Annotated in this window: 17 protein-coding genes and 1 pseudogene; 6 read left to right on the forward strand and 12 right to left on the reverse strand. The window is 58.7% G+C overall.

Annotated elements, in window-relative coordinates; genetic code table 11:
* Positions 1–81 precede the first annotated feature (81 nt).
* On the forward strand, positions 82–690 hold the full coding sequence (locus tag AC0L7L_RS15700) for a tyrosine-type recombinase/integrase (protein ID WP_473509976.1): 609 nt from the start codon (positions 82–84) through the stop codon (positions 688–690).
* A 5-nt stretch (positions 691–695) separates the two neighbouring features.
* Positions 696–1,037 carry a tyrosine-type recombinase/integrase gene (locus AC0L7L_RS15705; protein WP_473509978.1) on the forward strand — a complete coding sequence of 114 codons (342 nt, stop codon included), beginning with the start codon at positions 696–698 and terminating at the stop codon, positions 1,035–1,037.
* 67 nt (positions 1,038–1,104) lie between these two features.
* Here the strand turns inward: AC0L7L_RS15705 and AC0L7L_RS15710 are convergent, their stop codons facing one another.
* The 3 genes and pseudogenes from AC0L7L_RS15710 to AC0L7L_RS15720 all read right to left on the reverse strand — a co-directional run.
* Positions 1,105–1,491: a type II toxin-antitoxin system death-on-curing family toxin gene (locus tag AC0L7L_RS15710; protein ID WP_272214265.1), complete on the reverse strand. Its 387-nt coding sequence runs from the start codon at positions 1,489–1,491 to the stop codon at positions 1,105–1,107.
* A gap of 11 nt (positions 1,492–1,502) precedes the next feature.
* Positions 1,503–1,730, reverse strand: a complete 228-nt coding sequence (locus AC0L7L_RS15715; protein ID WP_106308240.1) for an AbrB/MazE/SpoVT family DNA-binding domain-containing protein — start codon at positions 1,728–1,730, stop codon at positions 1,503–1,505.
* Positions 1,731–1,938: 208 nt separating this feature from the next.
* Positions 1,939–2,277, reverse strand: a pseudogene (locus tag AC0L7L_RS15720) (DDE-type integrase/transposase/recombinase); the annotation flags it as partial.
* Between the two features lie 563 nt (positions 2,278–2,840).
* On the opposite strand from AC0L7L_RS15720, the gene AC0L7L_RS15725 reads away from it, so the two are divergent.
* Positions 2,841–4,364, forward strand: a complete 1,524-nt coding sequence (locus tag AC0L7L_RS15725; RefSeq protein ID WP_272212966.1) for a BCCT family transporter — start codon at positions 2,841–2,843, stop codon at positions 4,362–4,364.
* On the forward strand, positions 4,361–6,205 hold the full coding sequence (locus AC0L7L_RS15730) for a glycine betaine ABC transporter substrate-binding protein (protein ID WP_473509982.1): 1,845 nt from the start codon (positions 4,361–4,363) through the stop codon (positions 6,203–6,205). The genes AC0L7L_RS15725 and AC0L7L_RS15730 overlap by 4 nt, the downstream gene beginning before the upstream one ends.
* 91 nt (positions 6,206–6,296) lie before the next feature.
* Here AC0L7L_RS15730 and nikR read toward each other — a convergent pair whose 3' ends face one another.
* The 6 genes from nikR to AC0L7L_RS15760 form a co-directional block, all read right to left on the reverse strand.
* Positions 6,297–6,731, reverse strand: coding sequence for a nickel-responsive transcriptional regulator NikR (gene nikR, locus AC0L7L_RS15735; protein ID WP_473513963.1), 435 nt, complete (start codon positions 6,729–6,731; stop codon positions 6,297–6,299).
* Between the two features lie 117 nt (positions 6,732–6,848).
* Positions 6,849–7,436 (reverse strand): ABC transporter ATP-binding protein, encoded by a 588-nt coding sequence (locus AC0L7L_RS15740; protein WP_272212968.1) that lies wholly within the window; start codon positions 7,434–7,436, stop codon positions 6,849–6,851.
* Positions 7,429–8,226 carry an ATP-binding cassette domain-containing protein gene (locus AC0L7L_RS15745; protein WP_272212969.1) on the reverse strand — a complete coding sequence of 266 codons (798 nt, stop codon included), beginning with the start codon at positions 8,224–8,226 and terminating at the stop codon, positions 7,429–7,431. The genes AC0L7L_RS15740 and AC0L7L_RS15745 overlap by 8 nt, the downstream gene beginning before the upstream one ends.
* Positions 8,223–9,089 carry an ABC transporter permease gene (locus AC0L7L_RS15750; RefSeq protein WP_272212970.1) on the reverse strand — a complete coding sequence of 289 codons (867 nt, stop codon included), beginning with the start codon at positions 9,087–9,089 and terminating at the stop codon, positions 8,223–8,225. Before AC0L7L_RS15750 ends, AC0L7L_RS15745 begins: the two co-directional genes overlap by 4 nt.
* Positions 9,082–10,101 carry an ABC transporter permease gene (locus AC0L7L_RS15755; protein ID WP_473509985.1) on the reverse strand — a complete coding sequence of 340 codons (1,020 nt, stop codon included), beginning with the start codon at positions 10,099–10,101 and terminating at the stop codon, positions 9,082–9,084. The genes AC0L7L_RS15750 and AC0L7L_RS15755 overlap by 8 nt, the downstream gene beginning before the upstream one ends.
* The gene (locus AC0L7L_RS15760; RefSeq protein ID WP_473509987.1) at positions 10,094–11,674 is read right to left on the reverse strand and encodes an ABC transporter substrate-binding protein; all 1,581 of its coding nucleotides are present in this window, start codon (positions 11,672–11,674) and stop codon (positions 10,094–10,096) included. Before AC0L7L_RS15760 ends, AC0L7L_RS15755 begins: the two co-directional genes overlap by 8 nt.
* A 302-nt stretch (positions 11,675–11,976) precedes the next feature.
* Between AC0L7L_RS15760 and aspT the strand changes: the two genes are divergently transcribed.
* Positions 11,977–13,665: an aspartate-alanine antiporter gene (gene aspT, locus AC0L7L_RS15765; RefSeq protein ID WP_473509989.1), complete on the forward strand. Its 1,689-nt coding sequence runs from the start codon at positions 11,977–11,979 to the stop codon at positions 13,663–13,665.
* A 33-nt stretch (positions 13,666–13,698) separates the two neighbouring features.
* Here the strand turns inward: aspT and clcA are convergent, their stop codons facing one another.
* Positions 13,699–15,048: a H(+)/Cl(-) exchange transporter ClcA gene (gene clcA, locus AC0L7L_RS15770; RefSeq protein ID WP_473509991.1), complete on the reverse strand. Its 1,350-nt coding sequence runs from the start codon at positions 15,046–15,048 to the stop codon at positions 13,699–13,701.
* Positions 15,049–15,606: 558 nt separating this feature from the next.
* Between clcA and AC0L7L_RS15775 the strand changes: the two genes are divergently transcribed.
* Positions 15,607–16,605 (forward strand): mechanosensitive ion channel family protein, encoded by a 999-nt coding sequence (locus tag AC0L7L_RS15775; RefSeq protein ID WP_272212976.1) that lies wholly within the window; start codon positions 15,607–15,609, stop codon positions 16,603–16,605.
* A gap of 14 nt (positions 16,606–16,619) precedes the next feature.
* Here the strand turns inward: AC0L7L_RS15775 and AC0L7L_RS15780 are convergent, their stop codons facing one another.
* Positions 16,620–17,867: an ArsB/NhaD family transporter gene (locus tag AC0L7L_RS15780; protein WP_473509993.1), complete on the reverse strand. Its 1,248-nt coding sequence runs from the start codon at positions 17,865–17,867 to the stop codon at positions 16,620–16,622.
* Positions 17,868–17,985: 118 nt separating this feature from the next.
* Positions 17,986–19,227, reverse strand: a complete 1,242-nt coding sequence (locus AC0L7L_RS15785; RefSeq protein ID WP_473509995.1) for an ammonium transporter — start codon at positions 19,225–19,227, stop codon at positions 17,986–17,988.
* Positions 19,228–19,252: the final 25 nt, after the last annotated feature.

Raw genomic sequence — 19,252 nt, forward strand, 5'->3', positions numbered from 1 at the left:
GATGTGCGGGAACTGCTCAGCGGCAGAAAACAGCCATTGCCCGTTTCGTCACGGCGGAAAAAGCGAACTCAGCCGGCTGGCATGACCGGAAAGGCAGGCCCACCAAAATCTGCAACGCCGACATTCCAGGAGATGGCCAGGACCTGGTTCGAGATGAAGAAGCCCGGTTTACGCAACGCCAAACACGTCACGCAAAACTGGAATACGATCGCCACATACGTGTTCCCTGACATCGGCTGCAAGCCGATCGACGAAATCAAGCTTCCCGAAATCGTCGACACCATTGCGCCGATCTGGAGATTGAAACACGAGACGGCTCGCCGCACGCTTGGCCGGACCAAGGAGATTTTCGCCTTGGCAAAGATCCGCGGGTACCGGGATGACAATCCGGCAGATTTCGATCCCAAGATCGCGCTTGGCGCGGTGCGAACCGTACGTCGCCACCATGGATCATTGCCGCCTGAGCGGGTGCCGGAATTCTGGGACTGGCTCCAGACCGTGCCATGTGAGCCGACATTGAGGTATGCGACAATGCTGCTGCTTCTGACCGCCAAGAGATCGAAGGAGACCCGACACGCAGAATGGGATTTCTTCAACTTCGATACCGGTGTCTGGACAACCCCGGAGCGGCTCATGAAATGCACCGATCCCATCGCGTTCCAATGTCCCGTCAAGCTATTCGGGCGGTGATCGAAATGCGCCCGCTCAGCAGTCATGAAAAACTGGTGTTCGCCAAACCGAGGAACCGGTCAGGCGCCTTGTGTGAAAACGCCATCCGAAACCTTGCGATCCGCTTCGAACCCGGCATCACCGCGCATGGCTTTCGAGCCAGTTTCCGAACGTGGGCGCGCCAGCAGAAGCGCTTCACGCGCGACACCATGGAGTTTGCTCTGGCGCATGAGCCAGACGACCTTGAAGCGGCCTATCAACGTGAGGACCTGCTCGAGGAACGGGTGGAGCTCATGCAGGATTGGGCCGATTATGTCACTGGCGGAAGAGATCCGATCGGTCTCTTCTCCGGCACAATACAGAGCTGATAACAGACATCGACTTTGGGCGGAGTAAATTGCATCGCCCAAAGTCCGGCAATAGCCTGATTTCCCGTCAAGCTTCGACCAGCCGATCCCTGAACCAGCGTGCGAGTTCGTCTTCACCAATCACGCCACCAGCCACGCCTTCCATCAATTGAATTGCATCGACGGGCTGGAAGCGAAGCCGATATCCGTTGTCAGCAAGGAAAAGACGCACCGCGATCCAGGCCGTGCGCTTGTTGCCATCCATGAAACCATGGTTCTTGGCGAGACCAAACGCATAGGCTGCTGCAAGATCTGACGCGTCCGGGGTGCCGTATGCAGCCAGATTCCGCGGGCGGGCCAAGGCGCTTTCTATCCCGTCAGCGTTTCGGATGCCCTCGGAGCCGCCATGTTCCGACAATTGCCTGTCGTGAACCGCATATATGACAGCCGGTTCCACCCATCGCCAGTTCGTCATTGCGGCACCCGTCATTTGGCCAGCGCGCGCAATACCTCGCGGTCGTCGTGCATGATTTCATCGGCGAGTTCCATCTGGCGGACGAATTCCGGATTATAGGGCGTCAGGCGATAGCCGCCATCCGCTGTTTCCGTCAGATAGAGGGTATCGCCCTTCTTGACCTTCAGATGGGCCATTATTTCCTTGGTGAGGATGACGCCGGACGATGCGCCAACCGTTGTAATCTTCACACTCTGCATAGCGGCCACCTCTCTATATAATGGCTATTATATAGATAATGACATCTCGTCGATCAATGGCAAGGAAGTCCGCCGCAAGGGTCAAGGGTTTTCTGCCATCGATTTTCTATAAATCAACGGCAGGCCAATGGAAAAGGGCTTGGACTGCTCTGACGGGCATTGCCAAGTTGTTTGGGCCTGACAAATTGAAGGCCTTTCGCTTGATTTTTCAAGCCATCATTTCTGCGGTGTATTCGGTCCATAGGTAGAAAGTCTTTGCCCTTGCATGTCGGTATGAGATAGCGGTGAGGTTGTGACGGCGGAGACGGAAAATCGTGTTGATTTGATCGTGGGCAGACAAGAACCGTTGCGCCTGACGCGGTGATTTAAACCGCCCCATGATTTTCTCACGTTCTCGGCTAAGACGGTGTGAATTTTCAATTCTGTTGTTCAAACCTTTATGGGCACGATGGTCGGCATTGGGAGCGATAGTCTGTATAGGCTTAATATAACTGCCACGCTTGTCCGTCACCACGACGCGGGGCTGACCAAATTGCCTGACCAGTCTGGTTCTATCATCAGAAAAGGCCGCACGGCAGGCTTTGCGGGCGGCCTATGAAGGCTAACTGCGCCGTCAACCGGGATTGAGCGAACGCATGATATCGATAGCTGGCGGTTCGCAGGGCAGTTCTCGACTTCCGCTTCCCTGAAGAAATCGATGATCCCGGGAACATATCAGCCGCTGACATTGCCCGGTTTCTGCATCGTGCGTGGTCCAAAGGGCACCGTGCGACAAAACCGTGCCGCCACACTTGCGAAACTTCTTCCATTACCTATTCAAGGCCGGAAAGACGGCCACAAACCTGGCGAACGCCGTGCCGCGTGTGACGCAGCGGTTCGGAACTCGGCTTCCATGTCACCTCTTTTACAAACGCTGAAAAGCAGTATGGCGGACCCGCTGCCACAGATTAGCCGCCGGTTCACCGGTCGTTTCCACATGTATTGAAAAGATATACACGCCTACCGCGCATGAATTGACATGAGCTTGCTATCATGATGGACAAGCTGGGGACAGGACTTGCGATTCATCAATGAGTTGCAAAGGCGAAATAGTTCGGGGGCCGATAAGTCGTGCAGTTCAACAAGGTTGTCATCATTTCACTTCTCCTCTGTTTGCCGATCGGGGCATGGGGTGTCGTTGCACCGGACCAAATGGCGGCCAGTGTTCTCGGTTTCACCAGCTATTTCATGGTGGGGGCAAGCTGGTGGTGGCTGGCATTGTGCTCCAGCTTTGTCATCCTCGCCGCCTTTCTCGCCTTCGGTCCCTATGGATCAATCCGCTTGGGCAAGGATGATGAAAAGCCCGAGTTCTCCTACGCGTCGTGGATTGCCATGCTTTTTGCCGGCGGCATGGGAGCGGGCCTTCTGTTCTGGGGCGTTGCCGAACCGGTTACCCATTTCGAAAACCCGCCCGTGGGCGTCGGAGGTTCCGCCGAGGCCGCCAGACAGGCGCTGGTCATTACCAATCTGCACTGGGGTCTGCACGCTTGGTCGATCTATGGCGTTTGTGCACTTGTGATTGCCTATTTCACCTTCCGGCTGGACAAGCCACCGCTGATTTCAACCCCTTTGCGTGGCCTGTTCCACGGCCGCACTTCGGAAATCGCCGCAACCACGGCCGATGTACTGGGTGTTGTTGCCGTAGTTTTCGGGCTCGCCGGTTCGCTCGCCATGGGCGCTCTTCAGGTGCGTTCCGGCCTCACGGCGCTGTTCGATGTTCCAGCCATCACCGCGGTTTCCCTCGCGGTCCTTGTCGGTCTTTTCGTCATGTACATGATCTCGACGCTGACCGGCGTCGAAAAGGGCATGAAACTGCTTTCCGACATCAACATGGGTCTGGGTCTCGCCCTGATGGCGTTCATCCTGATTTTCGGACCGACAGCCTTCATTATGGAGACCTTTGTCACCACGCTCGGCTCTTATATCTCGCAATTCGTCAACATGTCTTTCCGACTGTTCCCGTTTGAAGGTCTCACCGAATGGTCCGCCAACTGGACGCTGACTTATCTGATCTGGTGGCTGGCGTGGGGGCCGTTTGTCGGCGTGTTCATTGCCCGCATTTCACGCGGCCGGACAATCCGTGAATTCTGTATGGGTGTCATCCTGATTCCGACCGTATTTTCGGTATTCTGGTTCGCCGTCTTCGGCGGCGCGGGGATCTATGTCGAGATGTATGGTCCCGGCGGGCTGGCCTCGGTGATCACGCAGGATGTCGCCGCCGCCCTGTTTACTTTCCTCGATTATTTCCCGTTCCCATGGGTGCTCAGTATCGGTGCGCTGCTGCTGATCGTGATTTTCCTGGTCACCTCTGCCGACAGCGGCACTTTTGTGCTCTCGATGATGACGACCAACGGCAATCTGAACCCACCCGCGACAGCCAAGATCGTCTGGGGCAGCATCGTTGCGGTGATTACAGGGGCAACGCTTCTGGCCGGCTCTGTCGATGTTGCCCGGGCCATGTCGACCCTCGGCGCTATACCGTTTTCGGCCATACTGATCCTGCAAATCGTCAGTTTTCTCAGACGACTGCGGCATGACCCGTCACGCCAGTCGACACCAACGCTTGAGAACAAGACCGGCGAGGTGCCGTCATGAGAGCTTTATTTTCCATTCTTCTCGTCATCCTCCTTGCCGGCTGCTCCTCACAACCGGTGAAAATCGGCTCGAAAGATCTGGTCGAAAGCCGGATACTGGCGGAAATGTTTGCGCTGCTTCTGGAAGAACAGGGGATGCAGGTCAAACGCATGCCTGCGCTCGGATCCACAGGTGTCGTCTTTCAGGCGCTGATAGACAGCGACATCGACCTATACCCCGAATATACCGGAACCGCGCTGGCTTTCATGGGTTCGCCGCGCATCGGCGATGCCGATGAAGCCTTTGCAGTCGTGTCTGACGGACTTTCTCAACATGGGCTGGTCATGCTCGACCGTCTGGGCTTTGAAACCGGCTACGTTGTGCTGACAAGTTCTGCGGTCGCCGCAGCAGACAATCTGGAAACCTTAGCCGATCTCGCCAGACCGGATTATCGCCTGCGGCTGGGCGTTACCCAATCCTTTGCCGAGCGACCGCGCGACGGGCTCGAGCCGTTTCTGGATCGCTTCGGCCTTGTCTTTGATGATGTGTCCATCTTTACCGAGGCCGATCGGGAAGGGCTTTATGATGCGCTTGTTGAAAGACGCGTCGATGTGATCGTCGGTCTTTCGACCGATCCAGAGATTGCCGACTACGACCTTTTCCAGCTTGAAGATACAACCGGCTTCTTCCCGGTCTACGAGGCTGCGCCGCTCGCATCGGAGGTCGCCCTCGAACGCTCTCCTGAAATCGCAATCATTCTGGAGGAACTTTCCGGCAGGATCGACGATGCCATGATGCGATCGCTCAACGCGGCGGTGCGTCTGGATGGCCGCCCCGTAAACCGTGTGGCCCGGCAAGCGCTTTACGATCTGGGCCTCGTTGACAGGATGCCGCGTGAACGCACCCCCGTTCTCGGCATCGCGATGGCGCCTGAAACCCTCGGCACCGACGCCGGTATTGAAACGCTGCGTGCCGTGCGCAAATCCATGCGTGGCCGCGATGTCAATCTGTTGCCCGAGAATGTGCCGCTCGAGGCATTGGCAGCGGGAGCCGCCCGGCTGGCGCTTTCGCCTGCGGTTTCAGGCTTCACGGCAGAAAGCGGCAGGATGGTGCGCGACGACCGCTTCGAGGCAGTAGCCGCCATAGGTTCGACCTTTCTGCACGCCTTGACCCTTTCCGAACAGCCGGTGGCACCCGTTGATGCCCGCACGATCGCCTCGGGTCCTGAAGGCTCGGCCTCGCACAGGCTGGCAAGTGTCATCGCCAAGGCGGGCGAGGCTGATGCAACGGTGCTGCCGCTGGCTGACGAAAGCGCACAGACGGCGGCTGAGGCCCTGCGCAGCGGAACGGCGGAAAGCGCCGTGATGTTTGCGGTTCCCGGCCGTGTGGACCTCGTTGATCTCCTCGCGAGTACAGATGACATCACGCTTGTCAACGCCGATGGCTGGTGGCAGAGCCCTGCCCGGCTCGTACTGCCGGTCATGCGTGAGGCGCAGATCAACGGTGACACCTATCCCGGCATTGACCGTCCGATCAGAACGCTGTCGACGCAGCTCATCCTGTTCGGTCCTGCCGCATCCGATCGCTTTGTGATCGGCCAACAGGGTCCGAATGCGTTTTTCGACGAACCGAGGCCGCTGCAGGACAGGAATATCGAAGCCATCAACCGTAATCTCGGACTGCATGCGGCGGTGGACCCTTATCTGCGCCGGGCCGCGGCACTCACACCACAGGTCAATATCCGTGATGACCGGATCAACCCCTATCCGGGGCGGGCCATCCTGATGATTGTAATTCTGGCTTATCTTGTTTGGGCTGGCTGGCTTCTGGCCCGCCCGGAGCCCCGGCAAAAGCGACGCTGATCCCCAAGCGTTGCAACGGGGAAGGCTCAGACACCTTTCCCGCCGACTGCCGGGATCGTGACAGCCGGACCCTCCGGCGCGAAACGCTGGCTCACCCGGCCGGATCTCCCTCTTGATGCTCATCTCCGTCCCAGGGGATGAGTACCAGCCTGCCATGCACCACGTGGCGTTCGGTCGTCACGTGGTCGGCGAGGCGCTTCACCTCCTCGGGCCGCCCCCGCAAGATGCTGACTTCGAGGCAGCGGTCGTGATCGAGATGAACATGGGTGCTGACGACCGACAGCCCGTGATCATGATGAAATGTGTTGGTCAGCCGCCGCGCCAGATCACGCGCCTTGTGATCGTAGACGTAACTCAGCACGCCGATACTGTTTTCAACCTCGCCCGCGTTCACGAGGGTTTGCTGCAGGCCCGCCCGCGTCAGATCGCGAACGGCTTCCGAACGGTTGTTATACCCACGCTCGCCGACGACCTTGTCCAGCATCTCCATAAGATCGTCATCGAGGGTAACGGTTATCCGCTGCATGGCACATTTCCTTTGCTTCAAGCCGTTCAGGACATCGCCGGCCTTTTCGCACATGGCAATCTCTCTGGATAACCGCATTGTCCGGCTTCGCCAACCGGTGATCGCTGTGTCACCATTTCAAATGGTCACGATGCGCTGCGCAACCCGGCGCAGAAGCGGCATGTCATGGCTGATGACGAGAACGCCAAGGCGGCGGCTTTCGGCCTGCTTGAGCAACACGGACCATATCTGCGCCTGAGTCAGCGGGTCGAGTTGCGCGGAGATCTCGTCGGCAATGAGATACCGGGTTTGCGGGGCAAAGGCTCTCAAAAGCGCGACACGTTGCAGTTCACCGCCCGAAATTTCGTGGGGATAGCGATCAAACCATGCGGGCGAAACGCCGAATGCCTGCCTCAACGTCTCATCGGGCTGCCAAGCCTCCGAGATGATCCTTCCGATAGTCCAGCGCGGATCAACGGCAAACACCGGTGACTGATGAAGATACTGGACCGGATTGAAGCCTGGCGGGTGGAAGATGCCATCGACGAGAATGCGGCCCGAGGCCGGCTGGTAATGACCGGCAAGGATGCGGCCAAGTGTCGATTTCCCCGCCCCGGACGGGCCTGTCAGTCCGATAATCTCACCGGGGTGAACGGCCAGGTCGACCGAATCAAGGACCGGTGATTTTGCACGATAGCGAAAGCAGATATTCTGTGCCTCAAGCATCGCCGGTCACCCGGAAGCCGTTCTGCGGCAGCGCATGCCAGAGAGCACGCGCATAATCGGAGCTCAGTCCCTGCCCGCAACCTTCAAAAGCTTCGGCGCGTTCCACGCCCTCCACCCTACCTTGCCGGACAAGACAGACACTGTCGGCATAGGCAAGCGCGGTCGCCAGAGAATGCGTGATCAGCAGTACACCCTTTCCGGCATCCGCCATACTCTTGAGCTTTGAAAGAACGATCGCCGCATTGTCGTCGTCAAGGCCACTGGTCGGCTCGTCGGCGACAATCAGGTCCGGGTTTCCAACTGTCGCGATGGCCATCAGCATACGGCGCGCCATGCCACCGGAAAGCTGATGGGGAAAGGCCTGTGCTGCACGCGCATCCAGCCCGAAATGCGTCAGCATCGCCACAAGCGCGGCATCATTGACCCGCAATCCCGCGCGCCGCGCCGCCCAGCGCAATTGCTGAAAGCAGCGCGCCAGCGGGTCGAGATGACTGATAGATTGCGGAACCAGTGCCATGCGCCGCCCGAGCAGAGACGGGCGACTGCCATCATCGACGCGCTGCCCGTCGAAACGGATATCGCCCCGTATCAGGGCATTGGGCGGCAGGATGCCGAACAGCGCATGGGCAATCAGGCTCTTGCCGCCGCCGGACGCGCCGATCAGCGCAACCACCTCACCGCACTTCAATGAAAAACTGATGCGTTTGAGGATCGGTATTTCCCGCGCCGTCAGCAGTCCATCATAGCGGCTGAATGAGAGATCGACGTCGTTGAAGGAAAGCAGTGTCATGTCTGGGACGTCCGGGGGTTGAGGATGAGACGCACACCATTGCCCACGGCATCGAAACTGAGCACGAGCAGCAGCAGACACAGGCCGGGAAACAGACCAAGCCACCACTTGCCTGCCGTCAGGTAACGCATCGAGTCGGAGAGCATCACACCGATGGCCGGCCGGGTCGGGTCGAGGCCGAAGCCCAGAAAGGTCAGGCTGGCTTCATGCAGGATGGCGTGCGGAAACATCAGCACGAGGCCGACCAGCATTTGCGGCAGGATCTGGGGCAGAATATGCGTGAATGTGATCGCCACCCAGGACTTGCCGAAATGCCGTGCGGAGACGACATAGTCGGCCTGTCTGATCTGCAGGACTTCGGCACGCAGGATGCGGGTCAGCCGCGGCCAGTGGGTGAGCGCCACGGCGACCGTTACCGCGACAGGCCCGCCGCCCAGCGCAAAACAGATCAGGATGAGGAGCACCAGATGCGGAAGCCCGATCGTCGCGTCCACCAGAAGCGACACGAGCGCATCGGCCCACCGACCGCCAGCCGTTGCGACGAGGGCAAGAACAGTGGCGATCAGAACGGAGCAGCATGAGGCAAGCAGCCCCACCAGGAGACTTGTCCGAAGCCCCTTGATCGTGCGCGCCAGAAGATCGTGCCCCATCTGGTCGGTTCCGAACCAGTGCGCCCAGTCGGGCGGTAGCAGTCGCGCGGCAAAATCCGGCGCGATGCCGGCCTGCCCCATGAGAGCAGATGCCACCGGTATCAGCAGTATCAACACAATGCCGCTGAGCGCAGCGGCAAGGGTCCAGATCCTGTTGCCCATGCGTGGCAGAACCAGAGGCTCAAGGCTATGGCGTTGTTCGAGTTCAACCATGTCGGCCTCCTTCCGAAAGCGCACCATCACGGATCCGCGGATCGACCAGACGATAGAGCATGTCGGCGATCATGTTGCCGACCGATACGAACAGCGTGAGAAAAAGCGTAACGGCGAGAAGCAGCGGAACATCGCCCTTGATGCCGGCGGAAACGGCGGCCTGCCCCAGCCCCGGATAGGCGAAAACCTGCTCCGCCAGGATCGACCCGCCAAACAATTCCCCGAGCGAAGCGAAAAGGATGGTGATGGCTGGCAGCGCCGCGTTGCGGGCGCCGTGCCTCAAAACGACATCCCATTTTCCCGCCCCTTGCGCGCGGGCATAAAGGGCGGCGTCGAGCTGCAGGATTTCGATGATCTTGGCCCGGGTATGAAGTGCGATCTGCGAAACGCCGAAAAGTGTCAGCGCGGTCAATGGCAAGGCAAGATGGCGCAGCCGGTCGGCAAAGGTGACATCGCCCGGCACCACGCCGAGAGGCCCGGCACAGCACACCGGCGCCCAGCCAAGCTGAACGGCAAAGATGATCAGCAGCAATATCGCGATCCAGAACGTCGGAGCGGATGCCAGAGCATAGGCGTAAAGCCTGATGACGCGATCAACAAGAGAGCCTGAGCGGGCACCGGCGATCACACCCAGCGTAAAGCCGAGCACACCGGAAAAAAGCCAGGCCAGCCCGACAAGCGGCAGCGACACCCAGAACCGGCTGGCAATGACTTCGGCCACGGGGGCATTGTAAATCATCGAATAGCCGAGATCACCGCGAAGCAGGTTCCCGGCCCAATGGATGAACTGCGCAAGTGGTGGCTGATCCAGCCCCCAGCGCGCAGCAATCAATGCCCTCTGCTCCGGTCCCACGCGTGCGATATCGATCCCGAGATAAGCATTGACGGGATCGATCGGAGACAACTTCGCGAGCGTGAAGGCCACCGCTGCAACCACAACCAGAACGGCGACGAGCCGCCCCAGACGCCTTGTCAGTGCGATTGCCACAGAATGCAGGGGAAGTTCAGTCACACGTCCATGTCCATTGTTCGATCATTGCCGTGATCGGCCAGCCATGCCCGTGTGGTTCGATCTGGGTTTCGCCCACATCAAGGCAATCATTCGCGAAATAGACGTGTTCAAGATTGACGAGCCAGGCCCAACCGGCCAGGCCACGTGCCGAAAACCCTGTCTCGCCGTCCCATTCGGCTGCCTGCCAGTGCGGATAGGAGCGCTCCAGACTTTCGGATTGCTGGGCATCCGTAAAATGACGATCGACAGTGCTGTCGGAAAAATACCCGGGATTATAGAAATCGATGCCGCCCCAGGCGGAACTATAGAGGCTGTAGACTTCCACCGGGCTGTGGCTGCCCCAGCCGAACATGACCGGTTCCTGATGATCGACGCGACCAATCTGCTCCCATGTCACCCCCATTGGCTGGGCGGCGATACCGAGTGCCTTCAACTGCTCGCCGACCACGATGGCAAGAGCCTGACGCACGGAGTCGGACGCCGGGAAATAGATATCGAATGCGGCGCGAACGCCGTCGCGAGCACGAATGCCGTCCGTTCCCGGTGCCCATCCCGCTTCGTCCAGCATGGCACGTGCAGCGTCGGTATCATAAGGGATTGCCGCATCGGGATTTGACCAGGGCAGACCGTCGGCCGGGCCATAGGCCGGGCGGCCATAACCGTTCAGCGCCACCTCGACAAGCTGTTCACGGTCAATACCGAGATTGACAGCGCGCCGGATGGCGAGATCGGAGGTGACCGCATTTCCCACAGGCTGCCCCTCGTCATTCACCTCTCCCGGCTCTGGGGTCGGGAAGGACAGGCCGCGATTATCAACCGAAGGCACGACGATCTTGCGAAAGCCCTGAATGCTGTCATCGGCCATCAGCGCCGGCACGGAAACCATGTCGACGTCACCGGTGCGCGCGGCGGCAAGACTGGTATCCTCGCCGGAGAACACGAAGGTCAGGCGGTCGAAAGCGGGTTTCTTGCCATAATATTTGCTATTGGCCTCAACGATAAGCTGTTCGCCCTCCGTCCAGGAAACAAGCGCGAAGGGGCCGGAGCCAACCGGTTTGCGGGCATAGCCATGACCATAACTGTCGGAAGGAACGATGCCGAGCGAATAAAAATTCTCCGAAAACGTGACCCACGGGCGTTTCAGATGGATTTCCACGGTGAGGTCGCCGGTCGCTTCGGCCCTGTCCATCACGGTGAGATCAAGCGCCCCGCCCGCCGATGCCGCCTCGTTGAAGGTGAAGGCTACATCGTCTGACGTCAGCGGCGTACCGTTGGAAAAAACCACATCGGGGCGCAATGTGATTGTCCAGACCAGCCTGTCGTCGGAAAGCGTCCAGTCGGTGGCGAGATCCGGCACGGTATTCAGGCCGGCATCGCGTTTCAGGAGGGTGGACTGGAACAGTGGGTGACCGTAGCGCCCCCAGCCGAGCAGCGGATCATAACCGTTGTCAGGCTCCCCACCGATCGCAAGGATCAGTTCCGATTTGGCGAATGCCGGTCCACCGGCCACAACAGATCCCGCGACCAGAGCCGCTGTCGCCGCGAGCCTTGCGACTGCTCTCCTGTTCATCATCTACCCTCTCCGACATGTGATTGGTAAGCAGGCTACTACCCAAAAGTATGACGTCAATATAAAAACATCATACTTTTTTTTGGTTTAAAGGCTCGCCAGGGCTTTTGCCAACTGTCAGACTTGACGGTTTTCACGAGGCATGGCGGCGGCTAATATCCGACGGCAAAGCGCCTACCCGACTTCTCCACCGGATTTCCACGCCACCCACGGCGCAGTGACTGGCTGCACCCTGCCCGACCTCATATTCTGAGCATAGCGGCGGGCGTGGATGTCGGAACCGAGACCATGGATGAGCTCCCGAAATGACCGACTGGCTAGTCTCCACACTTCGCGACAATGTCGAAATTCCGCTTTTTCTCTGTCTCGCAATCGGATATCCGCTCGGCAAGATCGACTACCGGGGCATTTCGCTCGGAGAGGTTACCGCCACGCTTCTCACGGCACTTGTCATCGGGCAGATCGGTTTAACGATCTCCTCTGAGACAAAGATGATTTTCTTTGCGCTGTATCTTTTCGCCGTCGGCTACAGCGCAGGCCCGCAATTTGTCCGCGGCTTGTTTTCGGGCGGACTGCAACAAGCCCTTTTTGCACTCGTCACCTGCCTGCTCAGCCTTGCTAGCGCCTATGCCGTGGCAAAACTGGCAGGATATGACCCCGGCGTTGCCGCCGGCCTTTTTGCCGGATCGGCAACATCCTCTCCGTCCATTCCGCTTTCGGAGACTGCGATCGACCAATCGTCGATTGCTGCCACGGCAAAGGCGCATGCTCTCCAGATACTCCCCGCCGCCTTTTCGATAAGCTTTGTGATCGGCACATTTTGTTCAGTGATGACACTTGGCGTGATCGGACCGAAACTGTTGAATATAAAACTGGCGGCGGCGTGCCAGAATTATATCAAGCGTTCAGGCGGAGACGACACCGGAAGCGGGCTCGGCACGGCCTGGCACCAATATGTAGCACGCGCCTACCGTATCGAGAAAGATTCCGCACTGGCAGGCCTGACCGTCGCGCAGGCCGAAATATTCTTTGGCGACCACCGCCTGTTCCTCGCCCGCCTGCGTCGCGGAGAGGCGATACTCGAGGCGACAACAAACCTAGTGCTCGAAGACGGAGATGTTGTCGCCTTCGCCGGTTCCCGCCATGTCCTTTTGAGCGAAGTCCGACAACTCCTTCCTGAAGTGGACGATTCCGAACTGCTCGGCGTTCCGGTCGAAGGCACAGACATTCTGATCACGGCCAGAGACATCCAGCACAAAACACTGGAGGAGCTTGCTGTCATGCCGGAAACGCGCGGCATTTTCCTCACGGCAATTCATCGCGGAGCAATGTCGGTGTCGGTTCCCGTTCTAGCGGATACGCGGCTCTACCGGGGTGATGTGGTCAGGGTGCTGGGTCGGCCGGCCGACATCTCCGCGGCTGCAAAGGAATTCGGCTATCTTGACCGGGAGACCGAGCGGGCTGATATTGCCTTTATCGCAGCTGCTATTGCGATCGGTGCACTGATCGGGGCTTTAACGCTGAAAATAGGCCCGGCTCCCCTGACCCTTTCGACAGCTGGCGGCGTGCTTCTCACGGGTCTGTTTTTGGGTTGGCTGCGTTCTGTTCATCCCGTTTTCGGACGTGTGCCGAAAGCGACGACATGGTTTTTGAATTCCATCGGCCTCAACCTGTTTATCGCCGTGGTCGGACTGATGGCGGCACCCGGTATCATTTCAGGCCTGAAGGAACTCGGCTTTACCTTCCTGCTTTGGAGTGTTGCCGCCGCAGTCGTTCCCATGCTGCTCACGATCTACATCGGAAAATTCATCTTTCGGTTCGACGATGCGCTATTGTTCGGCTGTTGCGCGGGCGCCCGCAAGTCTTCCGCCGCCCTGAACATGATCACCGAACGCGCCGAAAGTCAGGTCCCGGTTATCGGATATTCGGTGGGCTATGCGGTCTCAAGCACAGTTCTGATGCTTTTCGGCCTCGTGATCGTGATGTTGACATAGAAGCGGCGACGGCTGTGAGCCGCCGCACCAGCATCAGGCCAGGCCGACGCTGTCCCTGCCTTTGGCTTCGGGATCTATACCAGCCTGTTTCAGCGTCTTTTCAAGCAGTTGATCGTAGATCGGACGCCCGCCGATCCATTCGGCCGCCATGTTGGCCGTCACGCAGGTGACGATCAGCGGCATCACCATGGTATACGAACCTGTCAGTTCGAGCGTCAGCGCCACGCCGACAACAGGCGCACGCACAGAGGCTGAAAACAATCCACCCATCGCAGCCATGCCAAATGCCAGCGGCGCCATCGTGCCATGCGGCAGAACACCCTCCAGAACACCGCCAAACGCCAGCCCGGCACACATCGAAAGCGCAAGCATCGGGGCAAAAATGCCGCCCGGTGTTCCGGTGGAATAGCTTGTCACCATTGTCAGATACCGCAGCACCGCCAGCAGCAGCAGCATTTTAAGGCCCGCACCATGGCTGGCAAGCGAAGTCACGACGTGCTCACCGCCGGTCACCGACAAGGGCATGACAATGAACAGAGCACCGACAACAAGGCCGACCAGCGCCGGAAAAAGATAGGAGAGGCGGGCGTTGATCCGCGCAGCGAGCGCACTCGTCCACATGAGGCCGGCGTTCAGGCCGACGCCGAGGACACCGAGCAGCCCGCCCAGCAGAACAAAAGCAGGCAGCAGCCAGAGTTCAGGGGTTGCAACGGACATGGAAAAGTCCGGCGCCGTTCCTCCGATGACCTGTGTCATCACAGTGGCGAGAACGGCAGCGACAATGATCCCCATATACGTCCGGAAGGTATAGGGAAATTGCCGGTGTGTCTCTTCCACAACGAAGAGAATGGCAGCCAGCGGCGCATCAAAAGCACAGGCAAGCCCGGCGGCGGCCCCGGCGCCGAGCATCCCCCGGCGCTCCGTCTCGCTGACCTTGAAAAACTCCGTTGCCGCCGCAGAAAACGAAGCCCCGATATGGATCGTTGGTCCTTCTCGGCCAAGGACCAGTCCGGATGCCACAGCTGCGATACCGGCGAAGAACTTGACCGGCAGGACACGGCGCCAATGCACCACGCGCAGTCCCTGCATCGCGCCTTCGATTTCCTGAACACCGCTGCCGCCCGCCTCGGGCGCATAACGGCGAACGGTAAACACGGCCAGCACTGTGGTTGCCATCGTGATGAGCGCGGCTGCCCCCACAAGCATTATGCCATCGAGATGCCCGGCCAAAAGCTGAGGCCATGTCTGAAGACGGTCAATCAGGAGATGGAAAACGGACCCCACTGTTCCGGTCAATATGCCGACCAAGCATGCAAGAGCGATATAGCGCATCTGTGCGTTGCGGTTTCCTAGCCGGTCCAGTTCTTCGGTAGGGTTGTCCATGTATGATTACCTTGACTGTGCGGAAACAGGACCGTTTCGAGGTTAACAATGACCTGCCAGACTTCCAGCAGAACGGTTTCGTTGCAACAGGCCAGGCGAGTGACCCGGCAACGCACGAAGCAGGCGAACAGGGCACGAACGGGTGCATCATTTTTTGCCGGTCATAAAATGCTGCCTTTCATCGTCTGGCCAACTGTCAGACCTGACAGTTTCAGAATTATCCTGCGGCACTTACGAAAGGCACAGGGTCCGGTGCGCATATATTGCCCTGCCAGTCCATACATTTCCGGCTGGCTCGTGAACATGATTGCGGCGTGCTCTGTTCGTCCTTACTGTACCTCGCAAGAACAAGTGCCCAGCGGCCCGATTCCAACATTTGGTTCCCCTCGCGGCGACCTCATCAGCAAATGCCGGAGGCATAGAAACCACTAGCAAGTATATGTTTTCTAGTGGAATTTCAGAATTTGACATTTGATGTACGAGAGCGCTGAAACGGGCATCAAATGTCAAATTCATTCCACCAGGTTCAAAAGCTGATTTCTGGAAAGGTGTGAAGACGTGACGTATCCTTACTGGATGAATGTGGGGCTCCTGGCCATCCTTCTCGCCGTTGCACTGGCCTGCGGCTTTGCAATGCGCAAAAGGGAAGCCTGGTCCCACAGCATCTCCGCTCACGCCGTCCTGTTCGCCGCGATCACCGGCTTCCTGCTGACGCTGAACAAGACCGTTGACCAGATCCTGGCCACGCAGAAAATCACCGCGATCAAGCCGGACATCATCGACGATATCACGCTTGTGGCAATCGGCCTTACGGCCATGCAGCAGGCTTTTCGGCTGATCAACCGTCTGACCGCCGATCAGGTGACAAAAGGAAGCGACAAGACCTCTGCCACAAGCATTGCCCGTATCCTGAAACTGGCAATGGTGCTCGTATTGTTGCTTTTGTTCGGCGAGCATCTGGGTCTGAGTTTTTCGGGTCTCCTCGCCTTTGGCGGCTTTGGCGGCATCGCCATCGGTATTGCCGGGCGGGATGTTCTCAGCAATGTGTTTTCCGGCGTAATGCTCTATTTCGACCGCCCCTTCAAACTCGGCGACTGGATCCGGTCTCCCGACCGCAATATTGAAGGTACAGTCGAGGAAATCGGCTGGCGGATGACCAGAATCACGACCTTCGACAAGCGCCCGCTTTTCGTGCCCAATTCCGTATTTTCCTCGATCAGCGTCGAAAACCCCGGGCAGATGCGCAACAGGCGTATCGATACCTCGATCGGGCTTCGATATGAGGACGCCGACAAGATTGCCGCTGTCGTTGCCGATATCCGTGCCATGCTGCATCAAAGCGAGCATATCGATCTGAACCAGACGCTTCTTGTCTATTTCAACGACTTCGCCGACTCATCACTGAACATCATGGTCTATTGCTTCACCAAGACGACCCGCTGGGCCGAGTGGTTGGCAATTCAGCAGGACGTGTATCTGAAAATCGTCGAAATCGTTCATGCCCACGGTGCTGACTTCGCCTTTCCCTCTCAGACGGTTTATATCGAGAAGGACTGACACAGAACAGGCCGTCAGGTCAGAAACGCGATCCAGACGAGCGCCAGAACCATACACAGGAGCGATATGGGGATACCGGCACGGCAGAATTCGCGCATACCGATTTTTACGCCCCGGTCCCCCGCCTGCTCGACAACGATAATACCGGCAAGGCTTCCGAAAATGATCAGGTTGCTCGAAAAACCCGTTCCGAGGGCCAGAGCTGCGCCGAGCGCATTGGCATCTGCCGTGTGTGGCAGAAACGGTGCGAGCAGCATGACCGCCGGATTATTGCCGACAATATTGCTGAGCGCCGAGGCAACGAGAAACAGGATCGACGGATTGGCGAAATCGACACCGGCCGACTGGAGATCGTGCACCACCCTTTGCGGCATGCCCGTCTGGGCCAGAGCTGCATTGACAACAAACAGGCCGGCCAGAAGCAGCAGAAGATTGCCGTCGACGGTGCCTATCACCTCCTTGGACGAAACCTGACGGTTGACCAGCATGACAGCGGCGGCTGAAAGGGCAACCATCTCACGCGGCCAGTCTGTAAAGACAAAGGCCGCGACAACGGCAGCCGTCACGATCGCGGCCTTGATTGTCTCATTTACATCGAGGTGCCGGACAGTCTCCGCCTTCGCCGATGATGAAGGATCGGCCCCCGGCTCGACCATTTCAGTGCTCCAGCGCCCCCGGTAGAGCAGGCAGATCGTCGCCCAGACGATCGGCAGAGAAAGAATGGCCGGCACCAGCGCGACCTTCATGAAACCGGTGAACGACAGGCCGAGCGTCTGTGCCGCGATCATGTTCTGGGGGCTGCCGATGATCGTCGCCACCGATCCGGTGTTGGTGGCGAAGCAGAAGCCGAGCAGGAACGGAATCGGGTTTAGCCTGCGCGACATGGTAACCGAGACCAGAAGCGGCGTCATCGCAACCACCACGACATCATTGGTCAGCACGGCGGACAGGAGGCCGCCTGTCACGATCAGAAATGCAAGCAAGGCAGGCGGCGAGACCTTGAGCGAAGTGACTTTTCCGGCCACCCATTGATAGAAACCGGAAACAGTGAAGGCGCCGGAAACGATCATCAGGCCGAAAAGCAGGCCGACGGTTTGATAGTCAATCGCGGCCCATGCCTGTTTGTCGGTAATCCGGCCAAAGCCGATCATCGCAAGCGCCCCGACCACCGCCGCTCCGGTGCGGTCGACACGGAAGCCGGGCAGGTGCCCCAGCGCGAGTGCCAGATAGACCAGCAGAAAGATGGCGACGGTGATATCCATGGCAGCCCTTGCAGACTCGTCTGCAACATATGGGTGAGGCAGCCGAAACCTTGAACAGAATGAAGACGCAATACGACGGCAGAACGGTCAAATCACCTTCCTGCCGCCGCGCACAAACCTACTTGTTGATGTCGTTCTTCATGTTCCAGAGATTGAAGGCGCGTTCGCCATACATTTTCTCGTCCAGCCCCTCTTCCTGAAGTTCCTCAGAAACCCTGAGGTGACCGAATGCCGACAACACCTTCAGAAGGATCGTCGTAATGATCCACGAATAGGCCGCAACGACGACCACCGCCAGCACCTGGACGAAAAGCTGGTGCATGCTCGCCGAAACGGCATTGATATGCGAGCTTGCCATGAATCCGATGAGGATAGCGCCGGTGAGACCGCCGACGCCATGGGCGCGCCAGACTTCCAGCGTGTCATCGATCTTCAGCCATTCCTGAACATATTTGGCATTGTAGCAGACCGTCGCGCCAATTGCGCCGATCAGTAACGCTGCCATCGGTTCGACATATCCGGCGGCGGGCGTGATCGTGGCAAGGCCGGTGACCGCGCCGACGAGAACGCCGGAGAAGGAAACCCGCTTGCTTTCGCGCCATTCCCAGAGCATCCAGACCAGCATGGCAATCGCGCCGGCGAGCATGGTGTTGGTGAACGCGTAGGCTGCAAGCGCATCCGCCGCATAGGCGCCGCCCGCATTGAAGCCAAACCAGCCAAACCACAACAGCCCCGCGCCGAGCGCCACCAGCGGCAGGCTCGCCGGCTGGCTTTCGGGATCACCGACAGCGACCTTGCGCTTGCCGAGGAAACGGGCGGCGGCAAGGGCCGAGAAGCCCGCCGAGGTGTGGATCACGATGCCGCCGGCAAAATCGACAACGCCCATCTTGGCCAAGAAACCGCCGCCCCAGATCCAGTGCGCCGCCGGCAGGTAGATCAGGATCGTCCAGGCTGCCACGAAAATCAGATAGGCGCCGAACTTGATGCGGCCGACGAAGGCCCCGGTCATCAGGGCCGGTGTGATGATGGCGAACATCATCTGGTAGGCGAACACCATGATGAAGGGCACATTGGGCGCATAAGTTTCATTCGGCGAGATGCCGACATGATACATGCCGAAATAAGGCCGTATATCACCGATGATGCCGCCGACCGACGGCCCGAATGCCAGACTGAAGCCGCCAAACACCCATATGATGCTGACAATCCCGATACAGACGAAATTCTGGATCATGATCGACAGCACGTCGCGCTGCTTCACCAGACCGCCGTAAAACAACGCCAGCGCCGGGGTCATCATGCAGACCAGCGCCGTGCAAATCAAAACAAACGCGGTATCCCCCGCATTGATCGCGTGCATAGCTTTCTCCTTTGAAAGCGCGTAA

The sequence above is a fragment of the Martelella sp. K41-7 genome (genome assembly GCF_055808365.1).